At 65.3% G+C, this 18,197-nt stretch carries 15 protein-coding genes and 1 pseudogene; 8 read left to right on the plus strand and 8 right to left on the minus strand.

Annotation, left to right across the window (positions count from 1 at the left end; translation table 11 throughout):
• The first annotated feature begins 16 nt into the window (after positions 1–16).
• Positions 17–1,126, plus strand: a complete 1,110-nt coding sequence (locus ACFOKJ_RS06365) for a PQQ-dependent sugar dehydrogenase (protein ID WP_390277609.1) — start codon at positions 17–19, stop codon at positions 1,124–1,126.
• A gap of 181 nt (positions 1,127–1,307) precedes the next feature.
• On the opposite strand, the gene ACFOKJ_RS06370 is transcribed toward ACFOKJ_RS06365, so the two are convergent.
• From ACFOKJ_RS06370 to lgt, 5 genes are all read right to left on the minus strand, one after another.
• Positions 1,308–2,897, minus strand: coding sequence for a PhnE/PtxC family ABC transporter permease (locus ACFOKJ_RS06370; RefSeq protein ID WP_390277611.1), 1,590 nt, complete (start codon positions 2,895–2,897; stop codon positions 1,308–1,310).
• Positions 2,898–2,907: 10 nt separating this feature from the next.
• A complete protein-coding gene (locus tag ACFOKJ_RS06375) occupies positions 2,908–3,702 on the minus strand; it encodes a phosphonate ABC transporter ATP-binding protein (protein WP_390277613.1) in 795 nt (264 codons plus the stop codon).
• A complete protein-coding gene (locus ACFOKJ_RS06380) occupies positions 3,699–4,544 on the minus strand; it encodes a putative selenate ABC transporter substrate-binding protein (RefSeq protein WP_390277615.1) in 846 nt (281 codons plus the stop codon). The genes ACFOKJ_RS06375 and ACFOKJ_RS06380 overlap by 4 nt, the downstream gene beginning before the upstream one ends.
• Before the next feature lie 178 nt (positions 4,545–4,722).
• Entirely contained in the window at positions 4,723–5,076 is a 354-nt protein-coding gene (locus ACFOKJ_RS06385; protein ID WP_390277617.1) for a hypothetical protein, read from the minus strand.
• Positions 5,077–5,085: 9 nt separating this feature from the next.
• On the minus strand, positions 5,086–5,883 hold the full coding sequence (gene lgt / locus ACFOKJ_RS06390) for a prolipoprotein diacylglyceryl transferase (protein WP_390277619.1): 798 nt from the start codon (positions 5,881–5,883) through the stop codon (positions 5,086–5,088).
• Between the two features lie 316 nt (positions 5,884–6,199).
• Here lgt and ilvD point away from each other — a divergent pair, with 316 nt between their 5' ends.
• Positions 6,200–8,056 carry a dihydroxy-acid dehydratase gene (ilvD, locus tag ACFOKJ_RS06395; RefSeq protein WP_390277621.1) on the plus strand — a complete coding sequence of 619 codons (1,857 nt, stop codon included), beginning with the start codon at positions 6,200–6,202 and terminating at the stop codon, positions 8,054–8,056.
• A 247-nt stretch (positions 8,057–8,303) separates the two neighbouring features.
• Here the strand turns inward: ilvD and alaS are convergent, their stop codons facing one another.
• From alaS to recA, 3 genes are all read right to left on the minus strand, one after another.
• Positions 8,304–10,934 carry an alanine--tRNA ligase gene (gene alaS, locus ACFOKJ_RS06400; RefSeq protein WP_390277623.1) on the minus strand — a complete coding sequence of 877 codons (2,631 nt, stop codon included), beginning with the start codon at positions 10,932–10,934 and terminating at the stop codon, positions 8,304–8,306.
• Between the two features lie 135 nt (positions 10,935–11,069).
• Positions 11,070–11,525 carry a recombination regulator RecX gene (recX, locus tag ACFOKJ_RS06405; protein ID WP_390277625.1) on the minus strand — a complete coding sequence of 152 codons (456 nt, stop codon included), beginning with the start codon at positions 11,523–11,525 and terminating at the stop codon, positions 11,070–11,072.
• The gene (gene recA, locus ACFOKJ_RS06410) at positions 11,525–12,580 is read right to left on the minus strand and encodes a recombinase RecA (RefSeq protein WP_390277628.1); all 1,056 of its coding nucleotides are present in this window, start codon (positions 12,578–12,580) and stop codon (positions 11,525–11,527) included. Before recA ends, recX begins: the two co-directional genes overlap by 1 nt.
• Before the next feature lie 242 nt (positions 12,581–12,822).
• Between recA and hrcA the strand changes: the two genes are divergently transcribed.
• From hrcA to recR, 6 genes and pseudogenes are all read left to right on the plus strand, one after another.
• A complete protein-coding gene (gene hrcA / locus ACFOKJ_RS06415; RefSeq protein ID WP_390277631.1) occupies positions 12,823–13,848 on the plus strand; it encodes a heat-inducible transcriptional repressor HrcA in 1,026 nt (341 codons plus the stop codon).
• A gap of 37 nt (positions 13,849–13,885) precedes the next feature.
• The gene (gene mltB, locus ACFOKJ_RS06420) at positions 13,886–14,935 is read left to right on the plus strand and encodes a lytic murein transglycosylase B (RefSeq protein ID WP_390277633.1); all 1,050 of its coding nucleotides are present in this window, start codon (positions 13,886–13,888) and stop codon (positions 14,933–14,935) included.
• Between the two features lie 61 nt (positions 14,936–14,996).
• Positions 14,997–16,319 (plus strand): annotated as a pseudogene (gene dnaX / locus ACFOKJ_RS06425) (DNA polymerase III subunit gamma/tau); the annotation flags it as partial.
• 242 nt (positions 16,320–16,561) lie between these two features.
• Positions 16,562–17,041 carry a DNA polymerase III subunit gamma/tau C-terminal domain-containing protein gene (locus ACFOKJ_RS06430; RefSeq protein WP_390277635.1) on the plus strand — a complete coding sequence of 160 codons (480 nt, stop codon included), beginning with the start codon at positions 16,562–16,564 and terminating at the stop codon, positions 17,039–17,041.
• A gap of 6 nt (positions 17,042–17,047) precedes the next feature.
• Positions 17,048–17,386 carry a YbaB/EbfC family nucleoid-associated protein gene (locus ACFOKJ_RS06435; RefSeq protein WP_390277637.1) on the plus strand — a complete coding sequence of 113 codons (339 nt, stop codon included), beginning with the start codon at positions 17,048–17,050 and terminating at the stop codon, positions 17,384–17,386.
• 70 nt (positions 17,387–17,456) lie between these two features.
• On the plus strand, positions 17,457–18,056 hold the full coding sequence (gene recR / locus ACFOKJ_RS06440) for a recombination mediator RecR (RefSeq protein WP_390277639.1): 600 nt from the start codon (positions 17,457–17,459) through the stop codon (positions 18,054–18,056).
• Positions 18,057–18,197: the final 141 nt, after the last annotated feature.

Here is an 18,197-nt window from a genome sequence, read left to right on the forward strand (position 1 = left end):
CCCAAAGGAGCTTGTCATGCGCCGTGTATTGTTCTGCTGCAGCCTGCTGGGGCTGCTGTCCGGCCAGCCTGTCATGGCTGTGGAGTTACAGCGCCAGGTGCTGGCCAGCGGGCTGCAATACCCATGGGCGCTGGCTTTCCTCGACCAGGGCCGCATGTTGCTGAGCGAACGCCCCGGGCGCATGCGGCTGCTGCAGCCGGACGGGCAGCCAAGTGCGCCGCTGGACGGGGTGCCTGCCGTCGACGATGGCGGGCAGGGCGGTTTGCTGGATGTGATTGCCGACCGCAATTATGCGGCCAACCACACTATCTATTTCTGCTATGCCCAGCCCGGCACACCGGCCAGTGGCAATGCTACCGCGCTGGCCTCGGCCCGGCTGAATGCGGCAGCCGGCAGGCTGGAGCAGGTCCGCGTGCTGTTCGTGCAGCAGCCGCGGGTGGCCAGCCGGCTGCATTTTGGCTGCCGCATCGTGGATGCCGGCGACGGCAGCCTGTTTCTGACGCTGGGCGAACGCTACTCGCGAATGCAGGATGCCCAGTCGCTGGGCAATCACCTGGGCAAGGTGGTGCGCATCGGCAAGGATGGCCGCATACCGGCGGACAATCCCTTTGTTGGCCGCAGCGGCGCCATGGCGGAAATCTGGAGCTATGGTCACCGCAACCCGCAGGGCGCCACGCTGGGGCCGGATGGGCAGCTGTGGCTGATCGAACACGGCCCGCAGGGTGGGGACGAGCTCAATCGCATCCAGCCGGGGCGCAATTACGGCTGGCCGGTAATCAGCTACGGCGAGCAGTACGGTGGCGGGCCGATAGGCGCCGGCATCACTGCCAAGGCTGGTATGGAACAGCCGGTGTACTACTGGACGCCGTCGATTGCGCCATCCGGCATGACCTTCCTGCACAGCTCGCGTTATGGCGAGGCATGGCGCGGCAGCCTGCTGGTGGGGGCGCTCAAGTTCCAGTATCTGGCGCGGCTGGTGCTGGACGGGGGTCGGGTGGTGCGGGAGGAAAAGCTGCTGACCGACCTGCGGCAGCGCATCCGGGATGTACGGGTAGGGCCGGACGGCCTGATCTATGTGCTGACCGATGCCGCCAATGGCCAGTTGATCCGGCTGCTGCCGCGCTAGGGAAGCGCTGCACAAATGGGCGCCTCGAAAACCCGGATTTCTAAGCGAGACAAGGCGCGAGCGGAAAATTTTGACGCAGCATATGTTTGATATGTAAGGAAAAATTTTTCGTGAGCAACGCAGTGTCGCGACGAAAGCTGGAGTTTTTCGAGGTGCACAAATCAGCCGGACCTTGCCTGGATTATTCCAGCCCTTGTCGCAACCAGCGGCTGAGGCATTCCACTCCCCAGGACAGCAGCAGCATGGCCAGGATCAGCGTGGCGGCGTTGTGCAACTGGAACAGCGACAGCGCCAGGTACAGCTGCTGCCCCAGGCCGCCGGCGCCCACCAGGCCGAGCATGGCGGCGATGCGGATATTGTTTTCCCAGCGGTATAGCGTGTAGGCGATCCACTGCGGCAGCGCCTGCGGCAGCAGGCTGTAGGCGAGGCGGGCAGCAGCAGGGGCGCCGCTGAGTTGCAGTGCCTGTTCCGGTTCCGGCGGCAGATTTTCCAGCGTCTGCGCGAACAGCCGTCCCAGCACGCCGCTGGTGTGCATCGCTAGCGCGAGCACGCCGGCAGCTGGTCCCAGGCTTAGCGCCAGCACCGCGATGGCGCCCCACAGCAGGTCCGGCGTACCGCGCAGGAAATTCAGCAGCAGCCGCACCGGCGCGCGCAGCCAGCGCGGGCCGCGGTTGCTGGCCGGTAGTGCCAGCAGCGCACCGCCAATGAAGGCCAGCGCGGTACCCAGTGCTGATTGCGCCAGCGTTTCCAGCATGCCGCCGGCGACCTGCAGCAGAAAAGCCGGGGCGAGATTGGGTTGCAGCAGCTCGCTGCCAAAGCGCAGCACGCCGCCGATATCGAACGGACTGTCCTGCCACTGTGGCAATAGCCACAGCAGCGCTGCGGCCAACAGCGCCATAACGCCGCTGGCGAACAGCGCGCCGCCACGGCGGCTTTCCACCGCCAGCCGCGCCAGGCGGCTGATGGTTTCGGTCAGCGCCACCAGCATCACGAAAACCAGCAGCAGCGCGCCGACTTCACCGCCGTTGAGCATGCGGATGGCGGTATCCAGCAGCAGGCCCAGGCCGCCGGCACCGACAAAGCCCATTACCGCCGAGGCGCGGATCGCGCATTCCCAGCGATACACGCTGTAGCTGATCAGCTCGTGCATGGCCTGCGGCAGCAGCGCCCAGCCAAACACCGCCAGGCGGCTGGCGCCACTGGCGGCCAGCGCGGCGGCGGGCTCACGCGGCTGCGCTTCCAGAATCTCGGCATACACCTTGCCCAGCATGCCGCCATAGGCCAGGCCCAGCGCCAGCACGCCTGGCAGGCTGCCCAGGCCAGCGGCGCGCACCAAGAGCAGCGCCCATACCAGGTCGGGCACACCGCGCAGCACCACCATCAAGCCGCGCAAGCTGCCTTGAAATAAACGCCACGGGCGGGAGGGGGCATCACCGCACAGTGCGTCCCGATCCAGCGCGCGGCTGGTGAGCAGTGCTACCGGCAGGCCGATCAGCATGGCGATCAGGCTGCCCAGGCTGGCAATGGCCAGGGTGGTGACGGTTTCGCGCAGCAGGCTGGCGACAAAGGCCGGCTCGTGGCTGGGCGGGAAGAACTGGCCGACAAAACTGCCCAGCGTGGCGAGCGTGGCGGCATCCAGCAGCAGACGAGGGTCGAAGCCGGTATAGGCCATGGTGACCAGCAGCAGAAGCGGGGCGGCCAGCAGCCAGCCCAGGCGTGCGGCCAGCGCCGGATCGCGGCTGGTAATCAAGATGGTGCCGGATTTCAACATGGTGCCGGTTTCAACATGGTGCGACGCGGGGCAGGTTGGCCGCAGGGCTGTCATCCGGCGGCTGCGGGGTGTCGCCGGCATATAGCGCGGCCAGCAGTTCCGGGGTGACTTGCTCGCGTGGCAGGTCGAACATCAGCTTGCCGTTGCGCAGGCCGATCAGACGCGGGAAGTGCGCCAGCGCCAGCTCCACCGAGTGCAAGCTTGCCAGCAGGGTGCAGCGGCGTGCTGCCGCGTCGCGACACAGCAGTGCCACCGTGTCGTCGGCCAGGCGCGGGTCCAGCGCCGATACCGGCTCGTCGGCCAGCAGCAGCTCGGGCGCCTGGTACAGCACGCGGGCGATGCCGACGCGCTGGCGCTGGCCGCCGGACAGGCGGTCGCAGCGCTGCCACAGCTTGTCGGCCAGCTGTACCTGCTCCAGTGCGCTGCGGATGGTGGCGACATCTTGTGGCCACAACAGGCGGCGCAGTGCGGCCAACGTAGACAACTGGCCCAGGCGGCCGGCGCCCACGGCAGTCACCACGCGTTGCAGCGCCGGCAGCGGCGCGTGCTGGTACACGCTGCCGATGCGGCTGCGCAGGCGGCGCAGCGCGGCGGCATCCAGCTGCCACGGCTCGGCTCCCAGCAGCTGCACGCTGCCGCTGTCGGCACGGTAGCGGGTGGCGGCCAGCAGCAGCAGGCTGGATTTGCCGGCGCCGGACGGGCCGATCAGCGCGGCCTGCTCACCCTGCGCCAGGCGCAGGGTGATGCCGTCGAGAATGCGCTGGCCACGCAGCGACAGCGTCGCTTCGCTCAGCGCCAGGCTCATTGCAGCAGGCCGGCAGCCTTGGCGGCAGCTTCGATGCCTTCGTAGTTTTCCGCCTTGGTGGCGATGAACTTGCTGGCGCGTTGCAGCTCCAGGATGGCCTTGTATTCCGGCTTGCTGTCGTCCAGCTTCAGGAAGGCGGCCTGGATTTTCTGCTGCAGCTTTTTATCCATGCTGCCGCGCACGGTCCAGTTGTAGTCGTAGAAGGTCGGGGTGGTGCCCAGCAGGCGCACCTTGCTCTGGTCTACCTTGCCGGCTTCCACCAGCTTGTCCCACACCGAGGCGTTCAGCACGCCGCCTTCCACCTTGCCGGAGGCAACCCAGGCCACGGTGGCGTCATGCGCGCCGGAGTAACCCACGGTCTTGAAGTAGCTTTCCGGCTGCATGCCCTGCTTTTGCAGGAAGTAGCGCGGCATCAGGTGGCCGGAGGTGGAGGAGGCGGAGCCGAAGGCGAAGCGCTTGCCCTTGAGGTCCTGCAGGGTCTTGATGCCGGCTTCCACGCTGCCGATGTACTTGGCGGTAAAGCGGGCATCTTCGGCACGCTGTACCAGCGGTACCACTTTGCCGCGCTGGCTTGCCTGCACGAAGGTGAAGCCGCCCAGCCAGGCCATGTCGATCTGGTCGGCGGTCAGCGCGGTTACCACGCCGGCGTAGTCGGTTACCGGCACGAACTGCACTTTCATGCCCAGTTCTTTTTCCAGGTAGCTGCCCAGCGGGGCGAACTTGCGCTGCAGTTCGGTGGGGGCTTCGTCCGGAATGGCGGAAACCTTCAGCACGGCATCGGCGGCGCCGGCAATGGCGGAGACGGCCAGCAGCAGGCTGGCCAGGGTGATCTTGGCGTTCATGTTCAGGCTTTCGGCTAGGCGGACGATAGGCCGCGTGCGTTCAACGGGCGCTTGCGGCCAACCCTGGCGCGGCGCCCAAACAAAAATGCAGCCGCTTGACTGCATTTGTGGTTTTGGTGGCGGACGATAAGCCGCCGGCGCGCATTCTAGCCTAAAAGTGCCGTGTTTTCAGCAGCGCTCAATCCACGCGGATGTAAGCCCAGCCGCGCGCTTTCAGGCAACTGCCGTACAGGTCGCCACGCGCCTTGGCATTGGCGTCGTAACTTTCGGTTTGCGGCCAGGTCCAGAAACCGCTGTCCAGCCAGCAGTCGCTGCGGCTGCTGGCACCTGGCGGGCAGCGCCAGCGCGGGCCGATATAGCGCGGTGGGAGGGTGTGTTCACGGATGTCGGGCGGGAACGCCTTTACCGCCTCCTGCTGGCACTGGTAGCTGTCGCTATCGAAGCTGCGGCTGGCTTCCGGGTGGCGCCACTGGTAGCTTGCGCAGCCGGCCAGCAGCAGGCAGGCGAGCAGGGGGGCAAGGCGGGTGGTCATGACATTACCTCATAGGCTGCGGCGATCGTGCTTGCCGAACCAGACAAACAATGCCGCGCCAATGATGATCATCGGCAGGCTCAGCCACTGGCCCATGCTGATCACGTCCGACTGGCCGAAGATACCGGCATCCGGGGTGCGGAAGTACTCCGCAATGAAGCGGAAGAAACCATAGCCGGCCAGGAACAGCGCCGACACCTGGCCCACCGGGCGGCGCTTGCTGGAGAACAGCCACAGGATCGCGAACAGCGTCAGCCCTTCCAGCAGCATCTGGTACAGCTGCGACGGGTGGCGCGGCAGCAGGTCCACCTGCGGGAACACCATCGCCCACGGCAGGTCGGCCGGCGCCGGCCGGCCCCATAGTTCGCCGTTGATGAAGTTGCCCAGCCGGCCAGCGGCCAAGCCGGTCGGTACCAGCGGCGCGACGAAGTCGCTTACCTGCCAGAAGCTCACGCCTTTCTTGCGGGCGAACAGCGCCATGGCCACCAGCACGCCGATGAAGCCGCCGTGAAAACTCATGCCACCTTTCCACACCATCAGGATCTCGGCCGGGTGCGACAGGTAGTAGCCGGGCTGGTAGAACAGCACTTCGCCCAGGCGGCCGCCGGCCACTACGCCGATTACCGCCCAGGTCAGGAAATCGTCCAGATCCTTGCTACTGAACACGCTGCCCTGCTGGCTGCGGATGCGGTAATTGCCCAGCGTGAGGAACAGCACGAAGCCGAGAAGGTACATCAGGCCGTACCAGTGCACGGCCAGCGGGCCCAGGTGGATGGCAACGGGGTCGAACTGAGGATGGATCAGCATTTGTCAGTTATGTGCGTTTGCGGTAAAAGAGGACGATAGACGCGGATTATACGGAAGGGTGCCGCGAAAGCCCCGATTTCTGAGCGAGAGTAATGCAGTCGCACAATGAAATCTGGCGTTTTTCGCGGTGCCCGTAAAGCGTCCGGCAGCGTGGCGTCGCTACCATGACCGCCTGCTGCAGAACAGAAACCTCCGCCACCCGGAAGTTCCTGCCAGCCGCTCGACAGAAGCGGCAGACGGATGCAGCAAACAGTTCAAGCAGGCTGCGGCCAGGGTTGGCCGCGGGACAAAGATTCAGAGACATTAAGGATTCACCATGCCCCAGTACCGTTCCAAGACCTCTACCGCCGGCCGCAACATGGCGGGCGCCCGCGCGCTGTGGCGCGCCACCGGCATGAAGGACGAGGATTTCCAGAAGCCCATCATCGCCATCGCCAACAGCTTCACCCAGTTCGTACCCGGCCACGTGCATCTGCACAATATGGGCCAGCTGGTTGCGCGCGAGATCGAAAAAGCCGGCGGCGTGGCCAAGGAATTCAACACCATCGCCGTGGACGACGGCATTGCCATGGGCCACGGCGGCATGCTGTACAGCCTGCCCAGCCGCGACCTGATCGCCGACAGCGTGGAATACATGGTGAACGCGCACTGTGCCGACGCGCTGGTGTGCATCTCCAACTGCGACAAGATCACCCCCGGCATGCTGATGGCTGCCATGCGCCTGAACATCCCGGTGGTGTTCGTGTCCGGCGGCCCGATGGAGGCCGGCAAGGTGCAGTGGGGCAACGACATCCGCAAGCTCGACCTGGTGGATGCCATGGTGGAAGCGGCCAACAGCGCGGTGTCCGATGCCGACGTGGACCGCGTCGAGCGTTCCGCCTGCCCGACCTGCGGCTCCTGCTCCGGCATGTTCACGGCAAACTCGATGAACTGCCTCACCGAGGCGCTGGGTCTCTCCCTGCCGGGCAACGGCAGCCTGGTGGCCACCCACGCCGACCGCAAGGAGCTGTTCCTGCGCGCCGGCCGCCTGATCGTGGAAATCACCAAGCGCCACTACGAGCAGGAAGACTACTCCATCCTGCCGCGCAGCATCGCCACCAAGCAGGCGTTCGAGAACGCCATGAGCCTGGACGTGGCCATGGGCGGCTCCACCAACACCGTGCTGCACCTGCTGGCTGCGGCCAACGAAGCTGGTGTCGACTTCAAGATGGCCGACATCGACCGCATCTCGCGCAGCGTGCCCTGCTTGTCCAAGGTGGCGCCGGCAACGCAGAAGTACCACATGGAAGACGTGCACCGCGCCGGCGGCGTGGTGGCGATCCTGGCCGAGCTGGACCGCGCCGGCCTGATCCACCGCGACGTGCCCACCGTGCACAGTCCGACGCTGGGCGCCGGTCTGGAAGCCTGGGACGTGATGCGCCACGGCGAAGACAGCGAAGCGCAGCGCTTTTACCGCGCGGCACCGGGCGGCGTGCCCACCACCATCGCTTTCAGCCAGAGCATGCGCTACCCGACGGTGGACAACGACCGCGCCGAAGGCTGCATCCGCGACAAGGCCAATGCCTACTCGCAGGACGGCGGCCTGGCCGTGCTGTACGGCAACATCGCGGAACGTGGCTGTATCGTGAAAACCGCCGGCGTGGATGACTCCATCCTCAAGTTCACCGGCCGTGCACGCATCTTCGAAAGCCAGGACGCGGCGGTAGCCAGCATCCTGGCCGATGAGGTGGTGGCCGGTGATATCGTCATCATCCGCTACGAAGGCCCGAAAGGCGGCCCGGGCATGCAGGAAATGCTGTACCCCACCAGTTACCTGAAGTCCAAGGGCCTGGGCAAGGCCTGCGCGCTGCTGACCGACGGCCGTTTCTCCGGCGGTACCTCCGGCCTGTCCATCGGCCATGTTTCGCCGGAAGCGGCCGAGGGCGGCACCATCGGCCTGGCGGAAGAGGGCGATACCGTGGAAATCGATATCCCGAACCGCCGCATCCACCTGGCGGTGAGCGACGACACCCTGGCCGCGCGCCGCGCCGCCATGGAAGCACGTGGCCGCGATGCGTGGAAGCCGCTGGGCCGCGACCGCGTGGTAAGCCCGGCGCTGCGTGCCTACGCCGCCATGACCACCAGTGCCGATACCGGCGCGGTGCGTGATGTGTCGCAAGTAGAGCGCAAGTAAGAGTTGCGGCCAACGTTGGCCGCAAGCAGAAAAACGGCAGCCAGGCGGCTGCCGTTTTTGTTTGGCTGGTGGCCTGGTAGCCCGGATAAGCCGCAGGCGCATCCGGGGACTAGGCGGCGCAGCCATGGGATGAAGGCGGCGCAGCCAGGCTTGCGCTACCTTACTGGCGCATCGCCCCGGCGTTCTCGCCAAAACAAAACCGCCGGAACAATGTCCGGCGGTTGTTTGCTGGGCTGAGCAGGCTGGCTTACTTGCCGGCTACCCAGTCGCGGGTGCTGGCCAGTGCGGCGGCCAGGTTTTCCGGCTGGGTGCCGCCGGCCTGGGCCATATCCGGGCGGCCACCGCCCTTGCCGCCAACCTGTAGGGCGACGTGGTTCACCAGCTCGCCGGCCTTGAAGCGGCCGGTCAGATCCTTGGTCACGCCGGCGATCAGCGCCACCTTGCCGTCAGCCTTGCTGCCCAGCACGATCAGTGCCGAACCCAGCTTGTCCTTCAGCTTGTCCAGCGTATCGCGCAGGGTGGCATTGTCGGCGCCTTCCAGTTCGGCAGCCAGCAGCTTCACGCCGTTCACTTCCTGTACCTGCTCGGCCAGGCTGTCACCGGCGGAGGCTGCCAGTTTGCCCTTCAGTGCCACCAGTTCCTTTTCCAGCGCCTTCAGGTCGCCCTGCAGGTTGCCGATCTTGGCCAGTACTTCGTCGCTGCTTTGCGCCTTCAGGTTGGCTACAGCTGCCTTCAGCAGGCTGTCCTGTGCCTGCACATAGGCTACCGCGCCTTCGCCGGTAACGGCTTCGATACGACGTACGCCAGCGGCCACGCCGCCTTCGGACACGATCTTGAAGAAGCCGATATCGCCAGTGCGGTTCACGTGGGTGCCGCCGCACAGTTCGGCGGAGAAGTCGCCCATGGTCAGTACGCGCACTTCGTCGCCGTATTTCTCGCCAAACAGCGCCATCGCGCCGGCGCGTACCGCGTCGTCGAAGGCCATCACGCGGGCGCTGACTTCGTAGTTGGCCGCAACCACGTGGTTTACCACGCGTTCGATTTCGGCAATTTCCTCGGCAGATACCGGTTGGCCGTGGGCGAAGTCGAAGCGGGTTCGCTCGGCATTCACCAGCGAGCCCTTCTGCGCCACGTGGCTGCCCAGCACCTTGCGCAGCGCTGCGTGCAGCAGGTGAGTGGCGGAGTGGTTGCGCGCGGTGGCCTGGCGCTTGTGCAGGTCGATGGTGGCCTGCACGGTGTCGCCCACGCTCAGGCTGCCACGGGCCAGGCGGCCGGTGTGGCCGAATACCGCGGACTTGATCTTCTGGGTGTCGGCCACGTCGAACAGTGCACCCACGCCGCCGGCGGTGGAAATCTCGCCCACGTCGCCAACCTGGCCACCGCCCTCGGCGTAGAAGGCGGTGTTGTCCAGTACCACGATGCCGTCATCGCCGGCATTCAGGGTGCTCACCGGTTCGGTGCCCTTGTACAGCGCGATTACCTTGGCATCGACGCTGCTGCTGCCATAGCCGTGGAAGGTGGTGTCGGCGCCGTCGTAGCTGACATTGCCTGCCACCTTGAAGGCGGAAGCGGCACGCGCACGGGTACGCTGCTCTTCCATGGCGCGTTCGAAGCCTTCCAGGTCCACTTCGATATTGCGCTCGCGGCAGATGTCGGCGGTGAGGTCCACCGGGAAGCCGTAGGTGTCGTACAGCTTGAATACGGTTTCGCCGTCCATGGCGGTCTTGCCGCCGGCCAGTGCGGCATCCACCAGCGCCATGCCGGTGTCCAGGGTTTCGGCGAACTTGATTTCTTCCTGGCGCAGTGCGTCCTCGATCACGGCCTGTTGCTGGCGCAGCTCGGGGTAGGCATCACCCATCTCGGCAACCAGGTCGGCCACGATCTTGTGGAAGAACAGCCCTTTCTGGCCCAGTTTGTAACCGTGGCGGATCGCACGGCGGGCAATGCGACGCAGCACGTAGCCACGGCCATCGCTGGATGGCAGGATGCCGTCGGCGATCATGAACGAGCAGGCGCGGATGTGGTCGGCGATCACTTTCAGCGACGGCACGTCCTGGCTGTACGGCACACCGGTTTCGCGCGCAGCGGCGCGTACCAGGCAGGCCAGGCCGTCGGTTTCGTAGTTGGAGTGCACGCCCTGCAGCACGGTGGACAGGCGCTCTAGGCCCATGCCGGTATCCACGGACGGTTTCGGCAGCGGGTGCAGGGTGCCGGTTTCGTCGCGGTTGAACTGCATGAATACGTTGTTCCAGATCTCCATGAAGCGGTCGCCGTCTTCATCCGGGCTGCCCGGAGGGCCGCCGGCCACGGACGGGCCGTGGTCGAAGAAGATCTCGGTACACGGGCCGCAGGGGCCGGTGTCACCCATGGTCCAGAAGTTGTCGGAGGCGTAGGCCGCACCCTTGTTGTCGCCGATGCGGATGATTTTTTCTGCAGGCAGGCCGACTACCTTGTGCCAGATATCGTATGCCTCGTCATCGCTGGCATAGACAGTTACCAGCAGTTTTTCCTTCGGCAGGTTCAGCCACTGCTCGCCGGTGAGAAACTCCCAGGCGTAGGTGATGGCATCCTGCTTGAAGTAGTCGCCGAAGCTGAAGTTGCCCAGCATTTCGAAGAAGGTGTGGTGGCGCGCGGTGTAGCCGACGTTTTCCAGGTCGTTGTGCTTGCCGCCGGCGCGCAGACATTTCTGGCTGGTGGTGGCGCGGGTGTAGTCGCGCTTTTCGAAGCCCAGGAACACGTCCTTGAACTGCACCATGCCGGCAACAGTGAACATCAGCGTCGGGTCATTGCCCGGGATCAGGCTGCTGGATGCCACCACCTGGTGGCCCTTGGAGGCGAAGAAGCCGAGAAACTTCTGGCGAATTTCTGAGGTTTTCATGATTTGACTGTTGATTCCGCTATCGTTGGCTTCGCGGGGCGTGCGCCGCGAAGATATCGGGTCGATTGTGGCAACGCTTGCCAGTGCTGGCAAGCGTTGATGCAGCGCGATTGGGGCCGCGATTGTTGCAATGCGTTATTCGTTGTCCGGAAAATCATCGCAGCCGGCGATCACCTTGCGGATGATGTCCATGCCGAAACCGCGGCTGGCGAGAAAGCGCATCTGTTTGGCGCGCTCGGCGGCATCGGCCGGCGGCTGACCGAATTTCTTGCGCCATTGTTCACGGGCGGTAGCCAGGTCATCCTGCTCGGCGAGTGCTTCGCGGATGGTGTCGCGGTCGATGCCGCGCTCGCGCATTTCCATGGCGATACGGCGGCTGCCGTACTTGCGGCTGCGGCTGGCGGCAAACTGCTCGGCAAAGCGGCTGTCCGACTGCCAGTGGCGTGCGGCCAACTCGTCGAGCAGGGCATCCAGTTCTTCTGCCGATGCGGCAAAAGGCGCGAGCCGCCGCTTCAGTTCCAGCCGCGAATACTCGCGGCGGGACAGAAGATCGACGGCTCGCGCCCTGAGGCTCTTGCCGGTGCCGGTCATCAGGCGTCGAAGGTGTCGTCGAGCAGCTCTTCCTCGTCCGCCTGGCCTTCGGTGATCTGCACGTTCACGCCTACCGATTCGCGAATCTTGCGCTCGATTTCGCGGGCGATTTCCTGGTTGTCCTTCAGCCACAGGCGGGTGTTGTCCTTGCCCTGGCCGATCTTCTGGCCGTTGTAGCTGTACCAGGCACCGGATTTTTCGATGAAGCCGTGCTCCACGCCCAGCTCGACGATCTCGCCTTCGCGGCTGATGCCCTCGCCGTACAGGATGTCGAAGTTGGCCTGCTTGAACGGCGGGGAAACCTTGTTCTTCACTACCTTGACGCGGGTCTCGTTGCCGATGATCTCCTCGCCCTTCTTGATGCCGCCGATACGGCGGATATCCATGCGCACCGAGGCGTAGAACTTCAGCGCGTTACCGCCGGTGGTGGTTTCCGGGCTGCCGAACATCACGCCGATCTTCATGCGGATCTGGTTGATGAAGATCACCAGGGTGTTGGTGCGCTTGATGTTGCCGGTGAGTTTGCGCAGTGCCTGGCTCATCAAACGGGCGTGCAGGCCGACGTGGTTGTCGCCCATTTCGCCTTCGATTTCCGCCTTCGGCACCAGTGCGGCCACCGAGTCGACCACGATGATGTCCACACCGCCGGAGCGCACCAGCATGTCGGCGATTTCCAGTGCCTGTTCACCGGTGTCCGGCTGGGAGATCAGCAGGTCTTCCACCGATACGCCCAGCTTCTGCGCGTATTGCGGATCCAGCGCGTTTTCCGCGTCGATGTAGGCGCAGGTGCCGCCCAGCTTCTGCGCTTCGGCTACCACCTGCAGACACAGTGTGGTTTTACCGGACGATTCCGGGCCGTAGATTTCAACGATACGGCCGCGCGGCAGGCCGCCGACGCCCAGCGCCAGGTCCAGGCCGAGCGAACCGGTGCTGATCACCTGCAGGTTCTCGGTGATCTGGTTGTCGCTCATGCGCATGATCGAGCCTTTGCCAAACTGCTTTTCGATCTGCGCCAGTGCTGCGGCCAGGGCCTTGCTCTTGTCTTCGGCTGCCATGCTTACTCCATTCGTTCAAAACGGCATATCGGGAAGGTTTTTTTGATTATGTACGTTTTCATGCGGCGTGCCAAATAAAAACGCAATCAACGATGTATGCGCGCCACACTGCATGGCGGCAGACAGGGAACCTGGCGGCGGATTATCGCACAAATCATCAGGGGGCCAAGTCGGGGCCGGCCGGGCGGCCAGTGTCATCCGGGGCTTTTGGGATAGGTGACTGCTGTGACAGAATGCCGATCATGCTGAACGAACGCACGCAACATCTGCTCAAGGTACTGGTCGAGCGCTATATCGCCGACGGGCAGCCGGTGGCATCCAAGACCCTGGCCGCGGTTTCCGGGCTGGAGCTGTCGTCGGCATCCATCCGCAACATGCTGGCGGAGCTGGAAGACATGGGCCTGATCGCCTCGCCGCACACCTCGGCCGGGCGCATTCCCACGCCGCGCGGCTACCGGCTGTTTGTCGACCGCCTGCTTACCGTACAGCAGTTGGCCGCACCAACGCTGGCCGAGCTGAAAAGCGGTATCCAGCCGGACAGCCCGCAGCGCGTGGTGCAGGCCGCCTCGCAGATGCTGTCGGAGCTGACGCAATTCGCCGGGGTGGTGATGACGCCGCAGCGTGCCGACGCCGCCTTCCGCCAGGTGGAATTCCTGCGTCTGTCCGAGCGCCGCGTCCTGCTGATCCTGGTGACACTGGATGGCGACGTGCAGAACCACCTGTTCCATACCGGCCGCGATTACACGCCGGGCGAGCTGGTGGAGGCGGCCAACTTCCTCAACCAGCATTACGCCGGCCAGCAGCTGGACAACGTGGCCAGCCGTGTGGAAACCGAGCTGCGCCAGCTGCAGGGCAATATTTCCGAGCTGATGGCGGCGGCGATCCAGTTCGGCCGCCAGGCGCTGCCCGGTGGCGACGATATCGTGATCCGCGGCGAGGGGCGGCTGCTGGCGGTCAGCGATTTTTCCAGCGACCTGTCGCGGCTGCGCGAGCTGTTCGATACCTTCCAGCGCAAGACCGAGCTGCTGCAGCTGTTGGAGCAGAGCCGGCGCGCAGCCGGCGTCAGCCTGTTCATCGGCGAGGAATCCGGCGTGGTGCCGCTCGACGATTGCAGCGTGGTCGCTGCGCCGTACCGGCTCAATGGCCAGGTGGTGGGCACGCTGGGCGTGGTGGGGCCGACGCGCATGGATTACGAGCGGGTGATTCCCATCGTCGACATCACCGCGCGGCTGGTATCCAGCGTCCTCAATTTCAATGAACAGCCATAAGCCGCAGCGGCTTGCGGCCAACCTGCAGGAGCAAGCAATGCTTGTATTGCGCCGACTGGCCCTGGCGGCCATGCTGGGCTGCGTTTCCGCCGCCCAGGCCGATGTGGCGCTAATGATGCGCCCGGATGTACAGCGTTTTATCGATGAACAAGTGGCGCAAGGCGGTGTGAACCGCGCCGAGATGGAAGCGGTGTTCGCCAATGTCGAGTCCAAGCCCAACATCATCGCCGTCATGGACAAGCCATCCACCGCGCGGCCGTGGTACCAGTTTCGCCCCAATTTCTATAGCGAACGCCTGATGCAGGAAGGCGTGGCGTTCTGGCAGCAGAACGAGGCGGCGCTGCAGCGCGCCAGCGAACAGTACAAGGTGGAGCCGGAAATCATCGTTGCCATCATCGGCATCGAAACCCGCTATGGCCGCGTTACCGGCAACTACCGGCTGGCGGATGCGCTGTCCACGCTGGCCTTCGATTACCCGCGCCGCGCCGAATTCTTCCGTGGCGAGCTGGCCGAATTCTTCCGCCTGGCACGTAGCGAGAACGTCAACGCGCTGAGCCTGAAGGGCAGTTACGCCGGGGCGATGGGCATGCCGCAGTTCATGCCGTCCAGCTACCGCAAGTGGGCGGTGGATTTCGATGGCGATGGCCATCGCGACATCTGGAACAACCCGGCCGACGCCATCGGCAGTGTGGGCAATTACTTCCAGCAGCACGGCTGGCTGGGGGGGGACGACGTGGTGGTGCCGGCGGCGGTAACGCCGGGGCCGGCCATCGACGAACTGGTGGCCGACAAGTTTAACCTGCACTACACCGTGGCCGAGCTGAAGGCGCGGGGCGTGCAGCCGCTGGCCACGGTGCGCGACGATGCCCTGGCGGTGCTGGTGCCGCTGGAGGTGGCGCCGGGCGAGATGCGCTACTGGCTGGGGCTGAACAACTTCTACACCATTACCCGCTACAACAAGAGCACGCTGTACGCGATGGTGACGCACGAGCTGGCGGACGAGATCCGCAATCGCTACCTGGCGGCGCGTTACACGCCGGCACAGCCTGCGGCCAACCCCGACAGCACCGCGCCTGTCGTCAACTGATGGCGTCCCGGCCTGGCTGCCGGTGTCGGTCGCTTGCTAAAAACTGCTAGAATCGCCCGCTATGACTTATCAAGTTCTCGCCCGCAAGTGGCGTCCCAAGCGCTTTGCCGACCTGGTAGGCCAGGAGCACGTGGTGCGCGCGCTGTCCAACGCGCTGCGCGAATCGCGCCTGCACCACGCCTACCTGCTCACCGGTACCCGAGGCGTGGGCAAGACCACCATCGCCCGCATCCTGGCCAAGAGCCTGAACTGCGAAACCGGCACCGGCGCCGAGCCGTGTGGCGAGTGCCAGGCCTGCCGCCAGATCGACAGCGGGCGCTATGTCGACCTGCTGGAGATCGATGCCGCCTCCAACACCGGCATCGACAATATCCGCGAGGTGCTGGAGAACGCGCAGTACGCACCGACCATGGGCCGCTTCAAGGTGTACATCATCGACGAAGTGCACATGCTGTCGAAGAGCGCCTTCAACGCCATGCTCAAGACGCTGGAAGAGCCGCCGGCGCACGTCAAGTTCATCCTCGCCACTACCGATCCGCAGAAAGTGCCGGTCACGGTGTTGTCGCGCTGCCTGCAGTTCAGCCTGCGCAACATGACGCCGCAGCAGGTGGCCGGCCACCTGGCCCACGTGCTGGATACCGAAGGCGTGCAGTACGAAACGCCGGCGCTGGCGCTGCTGGGCCGCGCTGCCGCCGGTTCGATGCGCGATGCGCTGTCGCTGCTGGACCAGGCCATTGCCTACGGCGTGGGCGAAGTGCGCGAAGACGGCGTGCGCGCCATGCTGGGCGCGGTGGACAAGCGCTACCTGTTTGCCTTGCTGGATGCGCTGGCCGATGGTGACGGCGCGCGGCTGATGGCCGAGGTGGAGGCGTTGGCCGCACGCGGCATCGGCTTCGACAACGCGCTGGCCGAGCTGTCCAGCCTGCTGCACCAGCTGGCGCTGGCGCAGACCGTGCCGGATGCCATTGCCAGCGACGAACCGGAGCGCGACGCGCTGTTCGAACTGGCGCAGCGTATTGGCGCCGAAGACATCCAGCTGTACTACCAGATCGCCTTGCATGGCCGTCGTGACCTGGCGCTGGCGCCGGACGAACACGCCGGCTTCTCCATGACCATGCTGCGCATGCTGGCCTTCCACCCGCTGCATGCCGGCGAAAGCGCCGCACGGCCATTGCCGAGTGCCCGCCCGCAGGGCGGTGCGCCGGCACCACAGCCCGCCGCGGCCAGCCATGTTGCCCACGGCGGCCCCTCGCCAGTGAAGGCCTTGCTGGCGCAGATGGGCGGCAAGAGTGAGCGCAGCGTACCGGCGGCCGACAAGGCGCCGGCAGCAGAACCCGAACCCGAGCCTGCGCGGCCCGCGCCGGCTGCAGCCGCTGCGGCTGCCCCGCCGGTGCAGCCGCCAGTTGCCGCGCGCGCGGCAGTAGCGACGCAGNGGAGGCGCCGCCGGAAGCACCGCTGCCGTGGGAAGAGCAGCCTGTTGCCGCAGCCGCGCCTACTCCGGCAGTAGCCGAACGCCCGTCTGCCGCCGTCGCGCCGCTAACGCCAGCGCCGCTAACGCTAGCACCAATAGCTGCCGCTCAGCCGGAGGAGGCCGAGGACGACGAGCGCGAGCCGGAGCCGGAAGAGATGCTGCCCAGCTACCTGATGGACGAGGATGCCGAACTGGCCGCCTACGCGCAGGGTGACGTGGCGGCGCCTTCCGGCTACGATACGCCCCGTTTCGATGGTGACTGGTCGGCGCTGATCAGCACGCTCAGTGCCAAGATGGGCACCGCGCGCATGCTGGCACAGAATGCGGCGCTGAAATCCTGGGATGGCCGCAGCTTCGAGCTGGCGGTACCGGAAGCGTTCCGCAACCTGACCGGCCCCGATTATCAGAGCAAGCTGAAGGCGGTATTGTCCGCCCACCTCGGCATGGAGGTGCAGCTGCGAGTCAGCGTGGAAACGCTGGACATGGAAACCCCGGCGATGCGCGATGCGCGTGCGCGGCGCGAGCAGCAGGCCGCCGCCCGGCAGTACATGGAACAAGATCCCCTGGTGCAGCAACTGGTGCGCGATATGGGCGCCATGCTGCTGACCGAAACCATACAACCCGTTCAGGAGTAGCACACGATGTTTGGCAAAGCCGGTATCGCGGGCCTGATGAAGCAGGCCCAGCAAATGCAGGAAAACATGAAGAAGGCACAGGAAGAGCTGGCCAATGTCGACGTGGAAGGCCAGGCCGGCAACGGCCTGGTGAAAGTCACCATGAGCTGCGCGCACGTGGTGCGCCGCGTTGCCATCAGCGACGCCCTGCTGGAAGACGCCAAGGAAGACAAGGACATGCTGGAAGACCTGATTGCCGCCGCGTTCAACGACGCCGCGCGCAAGGTCGACGAGACCACCCAGCAGCGCATGTCCGGTTTCACCGCCGGCATGAACCTGCCGGCCGGGATGAAGCTGCCGTTCTAAGCTCGGCAAGCCGCAGCAATGGCCGTCACAGCACGCTGTGCACGGCCATTGCTGTTTTACAGGATGTGCAATGAAGAATCCCCCCTCGCTAGACCAGCTGATCTCCGCGCTCAAGGTACTGCCCGGCGTTGGCCCCAAGTCTGCGCAACGCATGGCCTTTCACCTGTTGCAGAAGGATCGCGGCGGTGCCGACCGGCTGGCACGCGCGCTGGACAGTGCGCTGCTCAACCTGCGCCACTGCGAACGCTGCAACACCTTCAGCGAGGTGCCGCTGTGCAATGTCTGTGCGGATGAAGCGCGCAAGCAGGAGCTGCTGTGCGTGGTGGAAATGCCGGCCGATCTGCTGATGCTGGAGCAGTCGCGCAGCTACGATGGCCTGTATTTCGTGCTGATGGGGCGGCTGTCGCCGATGGATGGCGTCGGCCCGCAGGACCTGGCGCTGGACAAGCTGGTGGCGCGCGCCAGCGACGGCAAGGTGCAGGAGGTGGTGATCGCCACCAACTTCACCGCCGAAGGCGAGGTGACTGCGCACCTGATCGGCGAGATGCTGAAGGCGCAGGGCCTGCGCGTGACGCGCATCGCGCGCGGCATGCCGGTGGGTGGAGAGCTGGAGCATGTCGACCCGGGTACGCTGGCGCAGGCAATGTACGAGCGCCGCAGCCTGGCGTGATGCGGCCAAGGTTGGCCGCATGCTGCGAACCCCCAAAAAAAAGGCTATGTCCCAATTACGAGTTGGTAGCCTCTCCCGAGAGCCTCCTGCAAACAATGCACCGGCTGAATCTGTCGACGGTAACGCTCCAGCATGCGCCGC

This window comes from Vogesella amnigena (assembly GCF_042648905.1).
Classification (GTDB): Bacteria; Pseudomonadota; Gammaproteobacteria; order Burkholderiales; family Chromobacteriaceae; genus Vogesella; species Vogesella amnigena.

Excerpts from the sequence above, each read along its gene's own strand:
- ACFOKJ_RS06375 (WP_390277613.1), bottom strand. The coding sequence starts at position 3,702 with ATGAGCCTGGCGCTGAGCGAAGCGACGCTGTCGCTGCGTGGCCAGCGC.
- ACFOKJ_RS06370 (WP_390277611.1), bottom strand. The coding sequence starts at position 2,897 with ATGTTGAAATCCGGCACCATCTTGATTACCAGCCGCGATCCGGCGCTG.
- ACFOKJ_RS06365 (WP_390277609.1), top strand. The coding sequence starts at position 17 with ATGCGCCGTGTATTGTTCTGCTGCAGCCTGCTGGGGCTGCTGTCCGGC.
- ACFOKJ_RS06435 (WP_390277637.1), top strand. The coding sequence starts at position 17,048 with ATGTTTGGCAAAGCCGGTATCGCGGGCCTGATGAAGCAGGCCCAGCAA.
- mltB (WP_390277633.1), top strand. The coding sequence starts at position 13,886 with ATGCTTGTATTGCGCCGACTGGCCCTGGCGGCCATGCTGGGCTGCGTT.
- recR (WP_390277639.1), top strand. The coding sequence starts at position 17,457 with ATGAAGAATCCCCCCTCGCTAGACCAGCTGATCTCCGCGCTCAAGGTA.
- recA (WP_390277628.1), bottom strand. The coding sequence starts at position 12,580 with ATGGCAGCCGAAGACAAGAGCAAGGCCCTGGCCGCAGCACTGGCGCAG.
- recX (WP_390277625.1), bottom strand. The coding sequence starts at position 11,525 with ATGACCGGCACCGGCAAGAGCCTCAGGGCGCGAGCCGTCGATCTTCTG.
- ACFOKJ_RS06430 (WP_390277635.1), top strand. The coding sequence starts at position 16,562 with ATGCTGCCCAGCTACCTGATGGACGAGGATGCCGAACTGGCCGCCTAC.
- lgt (WP_390277619.1), bottom strand. The coding sequence starts at position 5,883 with ATGCTGATCCATCCTCAGTTCGACCCCGTTGCCATCCACCTGGGCCCG.
- alaS (WP_390277623.1), bottom strand. The coding sequence starts at position 10,934 with ATGAAAACCTCAGAAATTCGCCAGAAGTTTCTCGGCTTCTTCGCCTCC.
- ACFOKJ_RS06380 (WP_390277615.1), bottom strand. The coding sequence starts at position 4,544 with ATGAACGCCAAGATCACCCTGGCCAGCCTGCTGCTGGCCGTCTCCGCC.
- hrcA (WP_390277631.1), top strand. The coding sequence starts at position 12,823 with ATGCTGAACGAACGCACGCAACATCTGCTCAAGGTACTGGTCGAGCGC.
- ilvD (WP_390277621.1), top strand. The coding sequence starts at position 6,200 with ATGCCCCAGTACCGTTCCAAGACCTCTACCGCCGGCCGCAACATGGCG.
- ACFOKJ_RS06385 (WP_390277617.1), bottom strand. The coding sequence starts at position 5,076 with ATGACCACCCGCCTTGCCCCCCTGCTCGCCTGCCTGCTGCTGGCCGGC.